A 14487-nucleotide genomic window follows, 5' to 3' on the forward strand; every position below is an offset into this window, starting at 1 on the left:
CAGGCGCGGCAGGCGCGGCCTGCTCGGCGGACACGGCCTCGGGTGCGGCCCCTTCGGCGACTGGCTGCTGCTCGGCGACCAGCGTGTAGCGGGCGGCGGGGCGGTCGTCGGCGACCGAGATCGCCGAGGAGGTGGTGACCGCCAGGACGGCCGCGGCGGCCACCGCGAGGGTCATGCCTTCGCGGACGGTGGTGCGCCGGAGGTTGAGCAGACGGGTGTCGGGCATCGCTGAATCGGTTCCTTGGTCTGGGACGTGGTCCGAATCGCACTCGAGCAGCGCGGATCCGGCGGCGCGGGGCGGCAGGCCTCGAGCCGATGGAATCGGTGTGCTGTTGTCGGTTCTGTTGTGACGGACACTTCGGTCCGGCGGACACGACGTCATGCCTGTCGCGGCGACTCGACATCGAGTGCGGCCGCGGGCGTCGCGCGGAACTCCACTTCGGGTGGAGCGACGGGGCTCGGGGAGGCGCCGGGCGGTGGAACGTGCCACGGCTGGTCGGTAACCGAACCCCAGGTCGCTGTGACCTGGTTGCAGAATGGTCACGAAAGGTTAACGGAAGGTGAACGACAAGCCAATGGCGAGCTTCGGCGATCTTGGATCGGCGATGCCGGGCCGGGGTAATCGGGCCCCTTCCTGGGGATTTGCCGCCAAACATTCCGTGGCGAGGGTCACAGAAATGTTTCGAACATCTCGGCGCGATAACGCCCGAATGACGGTTCGGTCCCGAAATTTCGACCGTTCCGTCCGCTGCGATCTCGTGATGAGGGGTAGGCCGGTGGGTTCACGAGGGACGGGGAGTTCATAAGAAAGCCCGCCCGGCGCGTGCCGAGCGGGCTTTCGTGAGGTGCGCCATCAGGGACTCGAACCCCGAACCCGCTGATTAAGAGTCAGCTGCTCTGCCAATTGAGCTAATGGCGCGTGCTCCGTGTTCCGGTGCGGGACAAACATTAACAGCAGGTGGGCGCAGAAGTGAAATCGGCTGGTCAAAGGCCATTGTTCAAAGGCCATTGTGGGGGGTATGGCTCGGCCGGTCGGAGCCCTCGGCCGGCGGTAACGGGCGCGGGTTCGCGCGCGATGCACAGTCGGGGAGCTTCTCTCGTCGCGCGTCGGCGCGAACCATCGGCGTGAGCGCGGTCATTGGACACCTCGAACCCGGCTGGCAGAATGGCAGTCAGGTTCTCGACCGGGCCTGCCGAGCGGTGGGTCGATGTGCGGTGGGTTGAGGTTCCGCATCGGTTGAAATCGAGTCGTCAACACGTGTCGTACAGGCGTGTCGGGCGGCGTCTGGACGTGAAACGGGGTTGATGATGAGCATTGGTCATGGTCGGCGTCGAGTGCGACTAACCCGCCGGACATCACGAGTGCTGAGTCTTCCCGCGCTCGTGCTCGCCCTGCTCGCGCTCGTGCTGACCTCGTGTTCCACCGCGGCGAACGACAGTTCGTCGATAGCCATCGATCGCAATCCGATCACCGAACTCATCAAGCCGAAGCTGCTCTCGCCGGTCAAGGACGGCGACAAGGGCGTCTCGCCGGGCATGCCGATGACCTTCGAGGTCCAGGACGGCCGCTTCACCGGGGTCGAGCTGATCAACGAGCAGGGCGAGGCGGTGCAGGGCGCGCTCGCTCAGGACGGTCGCAGCTGGTCGACCACCGAGGTGCTCGGTTACGGCCGCACCTATCGGCTCGCCGCCCAGGCCGTGGGTCTCGGCGGCGCGAATTCCGCGACGCTGAGCTTCACCACCAGTTCTCCGGACAACCAGACCAAGCCGTACCTGAGCCCCGGTGAGGGCGAGGTGGTCGGTATCGGCCAGCCGGTGGCGATCCAGTTCGACGAGAACATCCCCGATCGCCGGGCGGCCCAGGAAGCCATCAAGATCACCACCACGCCACCGGTCGAGGGCGCGTTCTACTGGCTGAACAACCGTGAGGTGCGCTGGCGGCCGCAGAACTACTGGGCTCCCGGCACCCGCGTCGATATCGAGATCAACGTCTACGGTGTGGATCTGGGCGACGGCCTGTACGGCCAGAACAACGTCACCTCGCACTTCGTGGTGGGCGACGCGGTGATCTTCACCGCCGACGACAACACCAAGATGGTGACCGTCACGCGCAATGGCGAGGTGATCAAGACCATGCCGACATCGATGGGCAAGGACGGCACACCCACCGACAACGGCGTCTACATCATCGCCGACAAACATGAGAAGCTCGTCATGGACTCGTCTACCTACGGTGTCGCGGTGAACTCCCCCGACGGCTACCGCACCCCGGTGGACTACGCGGTCCGGATGTCCTACAGCGGCATCTTCTTCCACTCGGCGCCGTGGTCGCTGGGCGCGCAGGGCAGCTACAACGCCAGTCACGGTTGCCTGAACCTCAGCCCGGCCAACGCCCAGTGGGTCTACGAGAACGCCAAGCGCGGTGACATCGCCATCGTCCAGAACACGGTCGCCGGGACGCTTTCGGGTACCGACGGCTTGGGCGACTGGAACATCCCCTGGGAGACGTGGAAGGCGGGCAACGCCGACGTGTCCTAGCCGGACCTGTCCTGGTTCTCACGGTCGCCGCGACGTATCGTCGCGGCGACCGTGTCGTTTCGGCGGCGAGAGTGAGGTCGGATGGCCGGCTACGACGTGCGCAAGGTGCACGAGTGCGAGTTCTGCGATCGGCAGGACGAGCGGCTGGGGGATGCGGTGGAGCTGGGGGAGGCCGAGGCGCTCGCCGAAGCCGACGCCGGGGGACCGTTGTCGTGGCGCCGCTTCGACGGAGGGTTCCCGCTGTCGGCCGAAGGGGATGACGGCGTGTGGATCTACTACATCCACGAGACCGGTTAGCGCGGGAGGGGCGATGCGGGAACGCCGGGGGAACGACAGCGGGGCCGGAACTTTCGTTCCGGCCCCGCTCTTCGGGGTGAGTGACGGGACTCGAACCCGCGACAGCCAGGATCACAACCTGGTGCTCTACCAACTGAACTACACTCACCATCACCGGTAACAACCGGCGGCCTAGATACTAGCGTGTCTACCCCGAAGATCCCTAATCGGTTTCCGGCATGCCGTCTACCTGCGGCGTTGCGGCGTTCTTCGCGGCCGCTGCCCGTGCGGCGTCGATCTCGGCGACGGCGGCCGCGATCTCGGCGGTGGACGGGCCGGGCGGGGTCACGAAGGCGGTGCGACGGTAGTACTCGAGCTCGCGGATGGATTCCTGGATATCGGCCAGGGCGCGGTGGGTGAGGCCCTTCTCCGGCTGACCGAAGTAGATGCGCGGGTACCAGCGCCTGCACAGTTCCTTGATGGAGCTGACGTCGATCATGCGGTAGTGCAGGTGCGCGTCGAGGGCGGGCATGTCCCTGGCGATGAACGCGCGGTCGGTGGCGATCGAATTGCCTGCCAGCGGCACGGTGCGGGGGGTGGGCACGTACTGGCGGATGTAGTCGAGCACCAGCTCTTCGGCTTCGGCCACCGTGACGGTGGACCGGCGGACCTCCTCGGTCAGGCCGGAGCGGGCATGCATCTCGGTGACCACCGGCGGCATCGCGGCCAGCGCGGCGTCGTCGGCGTGGATGACGATGTCCACGCCCTCGCCGAGCACATTGAGATCGCTGTCGGTCACCAGCGCCGACACCTCGATCAGTTTGTCGCTGTCCAGGCGCAGCCCGGTCATCTCGCAATCCATCCACACCACTAATTTGTCGGACACCCGCGCAACACTACTGCGCTGTGGGCGGCCGGCGAACGGCTCGCGACACCACCGATTCCTCGCGCCCCATCGGCTCGTCGCGGGGATACAGTCTCGGCAGGGTCTCCGGTCGGACCGATCCGATCCCTTCGATGCAGCAGTACCCGGCCCCGGTCGGTTCCGGCTCGCAGTGCCCGTGCCCGGTTGTGCGGTTTCGAGTCGAGTAGACGGAGGACGTGCGATGACCACCCCCGAGCAGAAGGCCGCCGAGGCGCGCAAAGCGGCGGAGCGGGCAGCCGAGGTGGCGGCGGAAGCGGCCGCCGCGGCGGAATCGGCCGAACGCGAACTGGCCGCGCATCGGGCGGCGGAAGCGGAGCGGTCGGCGCGGTCGGGGCCAGGGGCGCAGGGGGAGCACGTGGAATCCGCGGCGAGCGAGGCCGCGACGTCGGCGGCTCGGGAGATCGCGGCGGGCTACGCGAGCGAGGGTCCTGCGATCGACCTCGGCACGGTGGTGGTCGACGGTGTGGTGGATCCGGATGCCCGGGTGCGCATCCCGTTGCGGACGATGAACCGGCACGGTCTGGTGGCCGGCGCGACCGGTACCGGCAAGACCAAGACCTTGCAGGGCATCGCCGAGCAGCTCTCGCGCGCGGGCGTGGCGGTGGTGCTCGCCGACATCAAGGGCGACCTGTCCGGGCTCAGCGCAGCGGGACGGCAGGACGAGAAGATCGCCGCGAGGGCGGCGGAGACCGGCGTCCTGGACTGGGCGCCGAGCAGCTTCCCGACCGAATTCCTCTCGCTGGGCACCGGCGGCATCGGCGTGCCGGTGCGCGCCACCATCTCCGCCTTCGGCCCGGTGTTGCTGAGCAAGGTGCTCGGGCTCAACACCACCCAGGAGTCGACGCTCGGGCTGATCTTCCACTGGGCCGACCAGCAGGGACTCGCGCTGCTGGATCTGAAGGATCTGCGCGCGGTCATCACTCATCTGACCAGCCCGGACGGCAAGGCGGATCTGAAGGGCATCGGCGGGGTGTCGGCCCAGACCGCGGGGGTGATCCTGCGCACGCTGGTGAATCTGGAGGCCGAGGGCGGCGACACCTTCTTCGGTGAACCGGAATTCGATCCGGCCGACTTGGTGCGGACCGCAGGCGGACAGGGCGTGATCACGCTGGTCGAGCTCGGCGCTCAGGCGGCGCGGCCGGTGATGTTCTCGACGTTCCTGATGTGGGTGCTCGCCGAGTTGTTCCAGACACTGCCGGAGATCGGCGATGCCGACAAGCCGAGGCTGGTGTTCATCTTCGACGAGGCGCACCTGTTGTTCGACGGTGCTTCCAAGGCCTTCCTGGAGCAGGTGGAGCAGACCGTCAAGCTGATCCGATCCAAGGGCGTCGGGGTGTTCTTCTGCACGCAATTGCCCACCGACATACCGAATCAGGTGCTCTCGCAACTGGGTGCGCGGATTCAGCACGCGCTGCGGGCGTTCACCCCGGACGATCAGAAGGCGTTGTCGAAGACGGTCCGGACCTATCCGCGTACCGAGCACTACGACCTGGAGAGGGCATTGACGTCGCTGGGTACCGGCGAGGCGATGGTGACCGTGTTGTCGGAGCGGGGAGCGCCGACTCCGGTGGCATGGACCAGGATCGCGCCCCCGCGGTCGCTGATGGACACCATCGGCGAGGCCGCGATCTCTTCGCGCGCGCTGGCGGGCGGGCTCTCGGCGAAGTACCGGCAGACGATCGACCGGGAGTCGGCCTCGGAGATACTGGCCGCCGAGCTGGCCGCGGTGGAACCGGTGAAGCCGGAAGTTCCTGTGACGCCGGGGCGTTCGCCGGGCGAGCAGCGGAACGAGTCGGCGGCCGACCGGATCATGCGCAATCCGGCGGTCAAGGGTTTCCTGCGGTCGGCGGCGACGGTGGCCGGCCGCGAGATCACTCGCAGCTTGTTCGGCACTCGTCGCCGCCGCTGAGCCGAACCCGGCTCAGCAGGTATCCGCAATCGGGAAATGTTGCGGGTGAAGCGGACTCGCCCCGTCCCTCCGGGCTGTCACCTCGAGAGGGGCGGGGCGAGTCGTCGATCTCGAGGTATCAGAGACCGATCAGGCCGAGCAGCGCGCCGAGCAGGTTCGAGACGAATTCGAGCAGCATGTGACTAACTCCTTCATCGTTGATTGCTTGGTTGGACCGGTGAGAACTTTAACCACAGCCGACGGCTATGACCAAATCGGGGCAAAAACATGCCTCTGACCGGGAATGTGCGCGGTACCTTGATGTTTGGACGGCCGATCCCCTAGTGCGATTAGGGGATCGGTCCGGGGATGTGTAACCTGGGTCACCGATGCGGCGGATTGCTATCAGCCGCCGAGCTTTCGGTAGAAGGCGCCCGCGATGGGCGCGCTCAGGGCGCGGGGGCTGTACTGGCCCGCCACGCTCATGCCCTTGCTGATGAGGCCGGGGACGACGCGCATCTTGTTGCGGGCGAGGGCGTCGATGGAGACCTTTGCGGTGTATTCGGAGGAGACCCACATGAAGTCGGGGACCATGCGATCGACGATCGACGCTTCTGCGGGATCGGGGGTTTCGGTGCGCACCGGGCCGGGCGCGAGCAGGGTGACGTGCACCCCGGTGTCCTTGAGCTCGCCCCGCAGCGATTCGGCGAAGGTGTTGGCGAAGGCCTTGCTGGCGGCATAGGTGGTGTTGTTGGGGATGGGCATGTTGCCCGCCGCCGAGCCGCTGATCAGGATGCCGCCCGCACCGCGCTCGAGCATGCCGGGCAGCACGGCGAGTGAGAGGTCGTGCACGGCAACGGCGTTGAGTTCGAGCTGGTCGCGCTCGTAGGCGGGGTCGAGTTCGGTGATGGCGCCGAAAGTGGCGATGCCCGCGTTGTTGCACAGGATGGCGATGTCGCGGGCGGCGAGTTCCTCGACCAGCGGCGCCCGCTGGGCCCGGTCGGCCAGGTCGACCGCGCGCACCTCGGCGGTGATGCCGTGCGCGAGAGTGAGTCGCTGGGCGAGCTCGTTCAGCAGTTCGCCACGGCGTGCGACCAGGATCAGCGAGTAACCGCGTCCGGCCAGTTCGGCGGCCAGCGCGGTGCCGATGCCGGAGGAGGCGCCGGTCACAACGGCGCGATTGTCGGTGGTGGGAGAAGGCAGGCTCACGCCTGGGAGCCTAACGTTCGCCCTGTTCGCCGCGGCCCTACAGGCGTGCGGCCAGCCGGGTGCCCTGGTCGATGGCGCGTTTGGCGTCGAGCTCGGCGGCCAGTTCGGCGCCGCCGATCAGATGCACCCGCACCCCGGCGGCGCGCAACGGCTCGGCGAGTTCGCGCACCGATTCCTGGCCGGCGCAGACCACCACGTTGTCGCAGCGGATCAGCCGGGGACGTTCGCGCTTGTCGCCGAAGCTGATGTGCAGGCCCTCGTCGTCGATGCGCTCGTAGTTCACCCCGCCGACGTGCTCCACGCCCTTGGCCTTCAGCGCCGCGCGATGGACCCAGCCGGTGGTCTTGCCGAGTCCCGTGCCGAACGGGGTGGTCTTGCGCTGCAGCAGCACCACCTCGCGCGCGGGCGGGGCGGGCTCGGGCGCGCGCAGCTGGCCGGGCACGCGCTCGTCGCCGGACTCGACGCCCCACTCCTGCTTCCACTCGTCGAGCTTCAGCGTCGGGTGACCCTCGACGGTGAGGAATTCGCTGATGTCGTAGCCGATTCCGCCCGCGCCGATCACCGCGACCCGCTCGCCCACCGGCTTGTCCTCGCGCACCAGTTCGGCGTAGGTGAGCACCATCGGGTGGTCGATGCCGGGAATGTCGGGCACGCGCGGGCGCACGCCGGTCGCCACGACGACCTCGTCGTAGCGTTCGGCCAGCAGGTCCTCGACGGTGGCCGTGGTGTTCAGCCGCAGGTTCACCCCCGTGGCGAGGATCATCCGGTCGAAGTAGCGCAGCGATTCGTCGAATTCCTCCTTGCCGGGGATGCGGCGGGCGATGTCGAACTGGCCGCCGATGCGGTCCTGAGCCTCGTAGAGGTCCACGGTGTGGCCGCGCTCGGCCAGGTTGACCGCGGCCGCCAGCCCGGCCGGACCTGCTCCGACGACGGCGATGCGTTTGGCCCGGCGGGTCGGCGCGAGCACCAGCTCGGTCTCGTGCCCGGCACGCGGGTTGAGCAGGCAGGACACCCGTTTGTTGCCGAAGGCGTGGTCGAGGCAGGCCTGGTTGCAGGCGATGCAGGTGTTGATCTCGGCCACCCGATCGGCGGCGGCCTTGTTCGCCCACTGCGGGTCGGCCAGCAGGGGCCGGGCCATCGAGATCAGCTGGGCGTCGCCGCGGGTCAGGATCTCCTCGGCGATCTCGGGCATGTTGATGCGGTTGGACGCGCAGACCGGGATCGAGACCCGTTCGGCGATCTTGGCGGTGAACTCCACGAACGCCGCGCGCGGAACCGAGGTGACGATGGTCGGCACCCGTGCCTCGTGCCAGCCGATGTCGGTGTTGATGATGGTGACGCCCGCGCGTTCGAGTTCCTCGGCAAGGCCGGCGATCTCTTCGAAGGTCTGCCCGTCTTCGACGAGTTCGGCCATCGAGAGCCGGAAGACGACGATGAAATCCGCGCCGACCGCCGCACGGATACGGCGCACGATCTCGAGTGGGAAGCGGCGGCGATTCTCCGCCGAGCCGCCCCACTCGTCGGTGCGTGCGTTGGTACGCGGTGCGAGGAACTGATTGATCAGATAGCCCTCGCCACCCATGATCTCGCAGCCGTCGTAACCGGCCAGCCTGGCCAGGCGCGCGCAGCGGACGTAGGCCTCGATGGTCCGCTCGATACCGCGCCGGGTCAGCTTGCGCGGCCGGAACGGGTTGATGGGGGCCTTGATCGAGGAGGCCGACGCGCTGCCGGGCTGGTAGGAGTAGCGGCCGGCGTGCAGGATCTGCACAGCGATCGCCGCGCCGTGTTCGTGCACCGCGCGGGTCACCCGCCGGTGCCGCAGCGCCTCGGTGGTGGTGGTGAGTTTCGCGCCGAAGGGCAGCAGCCTGCCGACCCGGTCGGGGGAGTAGCCGCCGGTGATGATGAGACCGACTCCGCCCGCGGCCCGTTCGGCGAAGTAGGCGGCGAGCTTGTCGATGTTCCAGGCGCGGTCCTCGAGACCGGTGTGCATCGAGCCCATCACCACGCGGTTGCGCAGGGTGGTGAAGCCGAGATCCAGCGGCTCGAACAGGTGGGGGAAGGAACTCATGGGGACGGTCTCCCTTCGGCGCCCGCGACGGGCGGCGGGTGTTCGGCGGCGGGTGTTCGGCGGCAGGTGTTCGGCGGCAGGGGGTCAGCGGCGCAGGGTGGTCAGCATCTCGTCGCACCATTCGACGTATGCGCTGCAGGTGCGGACGCCGCCGCGCAGCACGAGGTACTGGTGCAGGGCCGAGCCGGTGAGCCGGTCCGGCGCGGGGAAGTCGCGCTTCTCGATCGCGCGCAGCACCTCGACGCGGTGCGCGTAGAAATCACGGTGCCGGACGATCTCGGTGCATACGGCCTCCGCGCCGCTGAAGCTCGCGCCGCGGATCTTCACGCCGAGGTCGCTGCGCGGGATCTCGATATCCAGGGGTTCGGCGACCCAGCGGGCCAGTTCGGCGGTGCCCGCCTCGGTGACCGAGTAGACCTTCTTGTCGGGTTTGCCCTCCTGGGCCACCGATTCGCAGTCGACCCAGGCCGCCTCGACCATGCGCTTGAGCACCCGGTAGATCTGCTGATGGGTGGCGGTCCAGAAGAAGCCGATGGACTTGTCGAAGCGGCGCGCCAGTTCGTAGCCGGAACCGGAGCGCTCGCTCAGCGATACCAGCAGGGCGTGCTCGAGTGCCATGGGGTCAGAGTAGGCGTGACCGAGGGTGATATGCAACGGGGTGCATACCGTGGGGAAAACCTGCCGCGCGGACTCCCGGCCGTTAGCCTGTGCGCATGACGGACGCGCGAGAGTCGATCGGGCACGCCGCCGGGCGGGGGAAAGTCTTCGCGTGGGGATTGTGGGACTGGGGTTCGGCGTCGTTCAACGCGGTGATCGTGGCGTTCGTGTTCACCGTCTACCTGACCGACAAGGTCGGCGACGACCTGCCCGGCGATATCGCGGCCAGCACCTGGCTCGGCTGGTCGCTGGGGCTGGCGGGTCTGGTCGTCGCGCTGACGGCGCCGGTCAGCGGCCAGTGGTTCGACGCCGTCGCCCGGCGCAAGCGGGCGCTCGGCGTGCTGACGCTGGTGGTCATCGTGGCCATGCTGGCCATGTTCTTCGTGCACGACGACTACCGCGACCTGTGGCTGGGGTTGACGCTGCTGGCGATCGGCTCGGCGGCCTTCGAGCTGGCCAATGTGCCCTACAGCGCCATGCTGCGTCAGGTGTCCACCCCGCAGACCGTGGGGCGAGTGTCCGGATTCGGCTGGGCGATGGGCTATTTCGGCGGCATCTTCCTGCTGCTGATCTGCTATTTCGGGTTCATCGCGGGCGAGGGCGACAATCGCGGCCTGCTCGGTGTGCCCACCGACGACGGGCTCAACATCCGGCTGGTGGTGCTGGTGTCCGCGGTCTGGTTCGCGGCGTTCGCGCTGCCGGTCATGTTCGCGATCCCGGAGATGCCGCGCCCCGGCCCGGACAGGGCGGGCGATCCCGGCGCGGCCAGGGCCGGGTTCTTCGGGGCCTACCGGGTGCTGTGGCGCGACCTGCGCGAGCTCTGGCGCGCCGACCGGCGCACGGTGTGGTTCCTGCTGGCCAGCGCGGTGTTCCGGGACGGGCTGGCCGGCGTGTTCACCTTCGGCGCGGTGCTGGCGGTGAAGGTGTACGGCATAGACGACTCCGATGTGCTGCTGTTCGGTATCGCCGCCAATGTGGTGGCCGCGCTGGGCGCGGTGGCGGCCGGGCGCTTCGACGATCGGATCGGGCCCAAGGTGGTCATCGTGGTGTCGCTGGTGAGCATGCTGGTCTGCGGCCTCGCCCTGCTCGTGGTGTCGGGGCCGGCGATGTTCTGGGTGTTCGGCCTGCTGCTGACGGTATTCGTCGGTCCGGCGCAGGCCTCGGCGCGCTCGTTCCTGATCCGGCTGGCCCCGCCGGGGCGGGAGGGGCAGATGTTCGGCCTGTACACCACGACCGGCCGCGCGGCGTCGTTCCTCGCGCCGACCCTGTTCGGGTTCTCGGTATGGATATTCGGCGCGGATCGGGCCGGGATCGTCGGCCTGCTCGTCGTGCTCGGCGCGGGCCTGCTGGTGTTGCTCCCGGTGCGTGGACCCGAACCGGTGCGGGAAGTCGTTGTGGCTGAGCCCGTGGTGTGAATGTCAGGGATGCGCTCACCGTTGCCCGGGCGACCACCAGTTGTCCATGCCGAGCGCTATCAAGCGGATCTTCTGCACGGTCGCTTCCCGGATCGCGAGCCGCTCGCGCGGGGTCTGCGCCGCGACGTCGGCGGCGACACCGTCGGCCACGGTGCCGACGATCAGCTCGGCCGCGATCTCGAGGTCGCGCGGGGTCCAGTCGTCGAGTGCGGGCAGCCGGGACATGTCGGTGACCAGTTCGCGCACGATCATCTGCAGTTCGTGGGCGATGTTCCTGCGCAGCGCCGCCGAGCCGCCGTGGCGTTCGCGGGTGAGGAATCCGAACAGCGCGTGCTTGGCCTCGGCCTGATCGAAGACGAAGCGCACGGTGTCGGCCAGGCCGGTGTCCGTGCGCCTGCGCACCTGACGCAACGCCAGCCGTAGTGCGGTGACGCCCTCGTCCACCAAGGCCGCGGCGAGGTCGTCGAGCGAGGCGAAGTGCCGGTAGAAGGCGGTGGGCACGATGCCGGCCGAGCGGGCGATCTCACGCAGGCTCAGCGCCGCGAAGCCGCGCTCCGCGGCCAGCGCGAGAGTGCCGTCCAGGATCGCGGCACGCGTGCGCTCCTTGCGTTCGGTTCGGGTTGCTGCTTGCTCGGTCATCACGGTGAGCATACGTCCGTTCACCATGCCCTCGGGGTATTGCTGTTACTCGCATCACAGCTCTTGCCGGTTGACACCGGTACCAGTCGTTCAGTCACACTGGAGGAGTGTACAAGCGTGCACTGAAATCGTGAACAGCTACATCCGATCGCCCGTGACGCCGGCTCTCCCGCCCGAGCACGGACCGTGACGACAAGTACGGAGAACGCAATGGTGGATCTCATCGACCTGGTGCAGACCCTGACCACACCGCATCCGGTGGACCGATATCTCGAACTCGTCCGTCCCACCCTCACCGTGCGGCAGTTGCGTGCCGAGATCATCGAGGTGAACCGCTCGGTGCCCGGCTCGGTGACGCTGACCCTGCGCACGCCCCGGCGCTGGCGCGGTCACGTGGCGGGCCAGTACGTGCGCATCGGCGTCGTGATCGACGGCGTGCGCCACACCCGGTGCTATTCGCCGATCGACGCCGAGGATGCCACCGGTCGCACCCTGCGGCTCACCGTCAAGGCCCACCCCGGCGGGCTGGTCTCCCAGCATCTGCACGCCCACGCGCGAACGGGCGACGTCGTGGATCTCTCCCAGGCCGAGGGCGTGTTCCGGATGCCGGATCGCCGGCCCGACCGGGTGCTGCTGATCAGCGGCGGCAGCGGGATCACCCCGGTGCTGTCGATGCTGCGCACGCTCGTCGAGCAGCAGCACTGGGGCGAGATCACCTTCCTGCATTACGCGCGTTCGCCGGAGGAGGTGCCGTTCCGGTCCGAACTGGAAGTGCTCGCGCGCCGGCATCCGCGCCTGCGGGTGGAAATGCGTTACCCCGAGCGTGGCGACGCGCATTTCGGGTACGACGAACTCGAGCGGGTCGCGCCGTGGTTCGCCGACGCGCAGACCTACATGTGCGGCCCGCCGGCGCTGATGGCGGCGGTGCGCACGGTGTACGAGGCCGAATGTCTCGGCGATCGGCTGCACAGCGAGGAGTTCACCCTCGTCGCCGCGCCGGTCGACCCCGCGCAGGCGCACGGCACCGTGCGGTTCACCGCCAGCGGTGTGAGCGCCCCGAACTCCGGGGCGGCGCTGCTGGAACAGGCCGAATCCGCGGGGCTCACGCCGGACTACGGCTGCCGGATGGGGATCTGCTTCTCCTGCACGGCGGTTCGCCGTACCGGGTGCACCCGCGATCTGCGCACCGGCGAGACCGGGTCCGACCCCGACCAGCCGATCCAGCTGTGCGTGAGCGCGCCGGTCGGCGATGTCGACATCGACATCTGAGAACCGGACGACCGACATGGGCAATACATCCGAGAACATCGACTTCAGGGGATGACATGACGATTCTGACCGAGACCGAGAACGGCCCGCTGATCCTGAGCCCCGAGCAGGTACGGGAACTCGGCGAGGAACTCGAGGAGTTGCGCCGGCGCATCGTCGCCGATCTCGGCGAGCGCGACCGCGAGTACATCTATTCGATCATCAAGGCGCAGCGCGGTTTCGAACTCGCCGGGCGCGGCCTGATGTACCTGGGCTTCCTGCCCCCGGTGTGGCTGGCCGCTGTCGCCGCGTTGAGCGTGTCCAAGATCCTGGACAACATGGAGATCGGGCACAACGTGATGCACGGCCAGTACGACTGGATGCGCGAACCCGATCTGAACTCGCGCGAGTTCGAGTGGGACACCGTGTGTCCGGCCGATCAGTGGAAGCACTCGCACAACTACCTGCACCACACCTTCACCAACATCCACGGCAAAGACCGCGACATCGGCTACGGCGTCCTGCGGATGGACGACGGGCAGAAGTGGAATCCCTACTACCTCGGCAATCCGATCTACGCCTTCGCCTTGATGATGCTGTTCGAGTGGGGCGTCATGCTGCACGACGCCGAGGCCGACAACATCGTCAAGGGCAAGCGGTCCTGGTCGGATCTGAAACCGCTGGTGAAGGGTTGGTGGCGGAAGGCGGGCAAGCAGGCGCTCAAGGACTACGTGATCTTCCCAGCGCTGACCGGCCCGCTGGCGCTCAGCACCCTGGCCGGCAATGTCACGGCCAACCTGGTGCGCAATGTCTGGGCCTACTCGATCATCTTCTGCGGGCACTTCCCCTCCGGCGTACAGACGTTCACCGAGGAGGAGACGGCCGAGGAGACCAAGGGCGAATGGTACGTCCGGCAGATGCTCGGCTCGGCCAACATCAGCGGCAGCAGGCTGTTCCACATCATGAGCGGCAACCTCTCGCACCAGATCGAGCACCACCTGTTCCCGGACCTGCCCGCGAACCGGTATCCGGACATCGCGCCGGAGGTGCGCGCGCTGTGCGAGAAGTACGGGCTGCCCTATCACACCGGTCCGTTGCACACGCAACTTCTGGATGTCTGGCGCAAGATTTTCGTGCTGGCCCTGCCGCCTCGTTGGGTCAAATCCGAACAGGCTCCCGGTGTTATCGTGGTACGTCAGAAGACGACGACCGAAGTGGGCGCGCGATGATCGGAAAATTCGAAGCCAACAAGGATCTGATTCAGGAATTGACATCCTCGGGGGCGCGGCACGTCGGAAATATCGCGACCATCATCACCGCGACGGTCGCCGACGTGACCCGCGAGGTCGGTGAGTGGATCACCGACGCCATCGAGATGAAGGAGGCGGCAGGCGCCGCCCGCCGCGACGCGAAGGAATCGGAGCCCGCCGCCGCCACGCAGACGGCGGGAACCTCGGTCGCTGACGCCGATTCCGCTGACGCCGGTCCCGTCGGGGGCGACGCGTTCGATCTGCTCGATGCCGAGGTCGTCGCATCCGATCCGGCCGAGCCGGAGTTCCGCGAGCGGCGCTGATCCTTCGCCTCGCCGAGTCCGGCGCGGCGCTCGCCCCCGGCCTGCCGGACT

Annotated in this window: 12 protein-coding genes, 2 tRNA genes and 1 pseudogene; 7 read left to right on the forward strand and 8 right to left on the reverse strand. The window is 68.0% G+C overall.

What is annotated here, in order from left to right; translation table 11 throughout:
- Together NS3_RS17990 and NS3_RS17995 are read right to left on the reverse strand one after the other, a co-directional pair.
- Window positions 1–226, reverse strand: a pseudogene (locus tag NS3_RS17990) (transglycosylase SLT domain-containing protein); the annotation flags it as partial.
- Window positions 227–846: 620 nt separating this feature from the next.
- Window positions 847–919 (reverse strand) — tRNA-Lys (locus tag NS3_RS17995).
- 389 nt (window positions 920–1308) lie between these two features.
- On the opposite strand from NS3_RS17995, the gene NS3_RS18000 reads away from it, so the two are divergent.
- Together NS3_RS18000 and NS3_RS18005 are read left to right on the forward strand one after the other, a co-directional pair.
- Entirely contained in the window at window positions 1309–2538 is a 1230-nt protein-coding gene (locus tag NS3_RS18000) for a L,D-transpeptidase (protein WP_067861333.1), read from the forward strand.
- Window positions 2539–2619: 81 nt separating this feature from the next.
- Window positions 2620–2835, forward strand: a complete 216-nt coding sequence (locus NS3_RS18005) for a hypothetical protein (protein ID WP_067861163.1) — start codon at window positions 2620–2622, stop codon at window positions 2833–2835.
- A 75-nt stretch (window positions 2836–2910) separates the two neighbouring features.
- On the opposite strand, the gene NS3_RS18010 is transcribed toward NS3_RS18005, so the two are convergent.
- Window positions 2911–2983: transfer RNA gene (locus tag NS3_RS18010), tRNA-His, on the reverse strand.
- A gap of 54 nt (window positions 2984–3037) precedes the next feature.
- Complete coding sequence (orn, locus tag NS3_RS18015) at window positions 3038–3700, reverse strand: oligoribonuclease (protein WP_067861164.1); 663 nt, start codon at window positions 3698–3700, stop codon at window positions 3038–3040.
- Window positions 3701–3920: 220 nt separating this feature from the next.
- Between orn and NS3_RS18020 the strand changes: the two genes are divergently transcribed.
- Complete coding sequence (locus NS3_RS18020) at window positions 3921–5648, forward strand: helicase HerA-like domain-containing protein (RefSeq protein ID WP_067861173.1); 1728 nt, start codon at window positions 3921–3923, stop codon at window positions 5646–5648.
- Window positions 5649–6032: 384 nt separating this feature from the next.
- Here the strand turns inward: NS3_RS18020 and cmrA are convergent, their stop codons facing one another.
- The 3 genes from cmrA to NS3_RS18035 form a co-directional block, all read right to left on the reverse strand.
- Window positions 6033–6836, reverse strand: coding sequence for a mycolate reductase (cmrA, locus tag NS3_RS18025; protein ID WP_067861175.1), 804 nt, complete (start codon window positions 6834–6836; stop codon window positions 6033–6035).
- A 37-nt stretch (window positions 6837–6873) separates the two neighbouring features.
- The gene (locus tag NS3_RS18030) at window positions 6874–8904 is read right to left on the reverse strand and encodes an NADPH-dependent 2,4-dienoyl-CoA reductase (protein WP_067861177.1); all 2031 of its coding nucleotides are present in this window, start codon (window positions 8902–8904) and stop codon (window positions 6874–6876) included.
- Window positions 8905–8988: 84 nt separating this feature from the next.
- Window positions 8989–9522: a PadR family transcriptional regulator gene (locus NS3_RS18035; RefSeq protein ID WP_067861179.1), complete on the reverse strand. Its 534-nt coding sequence runs from the start codon at window positions 9520–9522 to the stop codon at window positions 8989–8991.
- Window positions 9523–9617: 95 nt separating this feature from the next.
- Here NS3_RS18035 and NS3_RS18040 point away from each other — a divergent pair, with 95 nt between their 5' ends.
- Window positions 9618–10976, forward strand: a complete 1359-nt coding sequence (locus NS3_RS18040; protein ID WP_067861183.1) for an MFS transporter — start codon at window positions 9618–9620, stop codon at window positions 10974–10976.
- Window positions 10977–10991: 15 nt separating this feature from the next.
- Here the strand turns inward: NS3_RS18040 and NS3_RS18045 are convergent, their stop codons facing one another.
- The gene (locus tag NS3_RS18045; RefSeq protein WP_084495726.1) at window positions 10992–11615 is read right to left on the reverse strand and encodes a TetR family transcriptional regulator; all 624 of its coding nucleotides are present in this window, start codon (window positions 11613–11615) and stop codon (window positions 10992–10994) included.
- A 210-nt stretch (window positions 11616–11825) separates the two neighbouring features.
- Here NS3_RS18045 and NS3_RS18050 point away from each other — a divergent pair, with 210 nt between their 5' ends.
- Genes NS3_RS18050 through NS3_RS30110 form a run of 3 tightly spaced genes read left to right on the forward strand, consistent with a single transcriptional unit; the run spans window position 11826 to window position 14436 of the window.
- Window positions 11826–12884: a ferredoxin reductase gene (locus tag NS3_RS18050; protein WP_067861185.1), complete on the forward strand. Its 1059-nt coding sequence runs from the start codon at window positions 11826–11828 to the stop codon at window positions 12882–12884.
- A 56-nt stretch (window positions 12885–12940) separates the two neighbouring features.
- Window positions 12941–14092: a fatty acid desaturase family protein gene (locus NS3_RS18055; RefSeq protein WP_067861186.1), complete on the forward strand. Its 1152-nt coding sequence runs from the start codon at window positions 12941–12943 to the stop codon at window positions 14090–14092.
- Complete coding sequence (locus NS3_RS30110; protein ID WP_067861188.1) at window positions 14089–14436, forward strand: hypothetical protein; 348 nt, start codon at window positions 14089–14091, stop codon at window positions 14434–14436. The genes NS3_RS18055 and NS3_RS30110 overlap by 4 nt, the downstream gene beginning before the upstream one ends.
- Window positions 14437–14487: the final 51 nt, after the last annotated feature.

The sequence above is a fragment of the Nocardia shimofusensis NBRC 100134 genome (assembly GCF_001613125.1).
In the GTDB taxonomy this organism is placed as follows: Bacteria; Actinomycetota; Actinomycetes; order Mycobacteriales; family Mycobacteriaceae; genus Nocardia; species Nocardia shimofusensis.

Coding starts and splice junctions, on each gene's coding strand:
- NS3_RS18000 (WP_067861333.1), top strand. CDS start 1,309: ATGAGCATTGGTCATGGTCGGCGTCGAGTGCGACTAACCCGCCGGACA.
- NS3_RS18005 (WP_067861163.1), top strand. CDS start 2,620: ATGGCCGGCTACGACGTGCGCAAGGTGCACGAGTGCGAGTTCTGCGAT.
- NS3_RS18020 (WP_067861173.1), top strand. CDS start 3,921: ATGACCACCCCCGAGCAGAAGGCCGCCGAGGCGCGCAAAGCGGCGGAG.
- NS3_RS18030 (WP_067861177.1), bottom strand. CDS start 8,904: ATGAGTTCCTTCCCCCACCTGTTCGAGCCGCTGGATCTCGGCTTCACC.
- NS3_RS18035 (WP_067861179.1), bottom strand. CDS start 9,522: ATGGCACTCGAGCACGCCCTGCTGGTATCGCTGAGCGAGCGCTCCGGT.
- NS3_RS18040 (WP_067861183.1), top strand. CDS start 9,618: ATGACGGACGCGCGAGAGTCGATCGGGCACGCCGCCGGGCGGGGGAAA.
- NS3_RS18045 (WP_084495726.1), bottom strand. CDS start 11,615: ATGACCGAGCAAGCAGCAACCCGAACCGAACGCAAGGAGCGCACGCGT.
- NS3_RS18050 (WP_067861185.1), top strand. CDS start 11,826: ATGGTGGATCTCATCGACCTGGTGCAGACCCTGACCACACCGCATCCG.
- NS3_RS18055 (WP_067861186.1), top strand. CDS start 12,941: ATGACGATTCTGACCGAGACCGAGAACGGCCCGCTGATCCTGAGCCCC.
- NS3_RS30110 (WP_067861188.1), top strand. CDS start 14,089: ATGATCGGAAAATTCGAAGCCAACAAGGATCTGATTCAGGAATTGACA.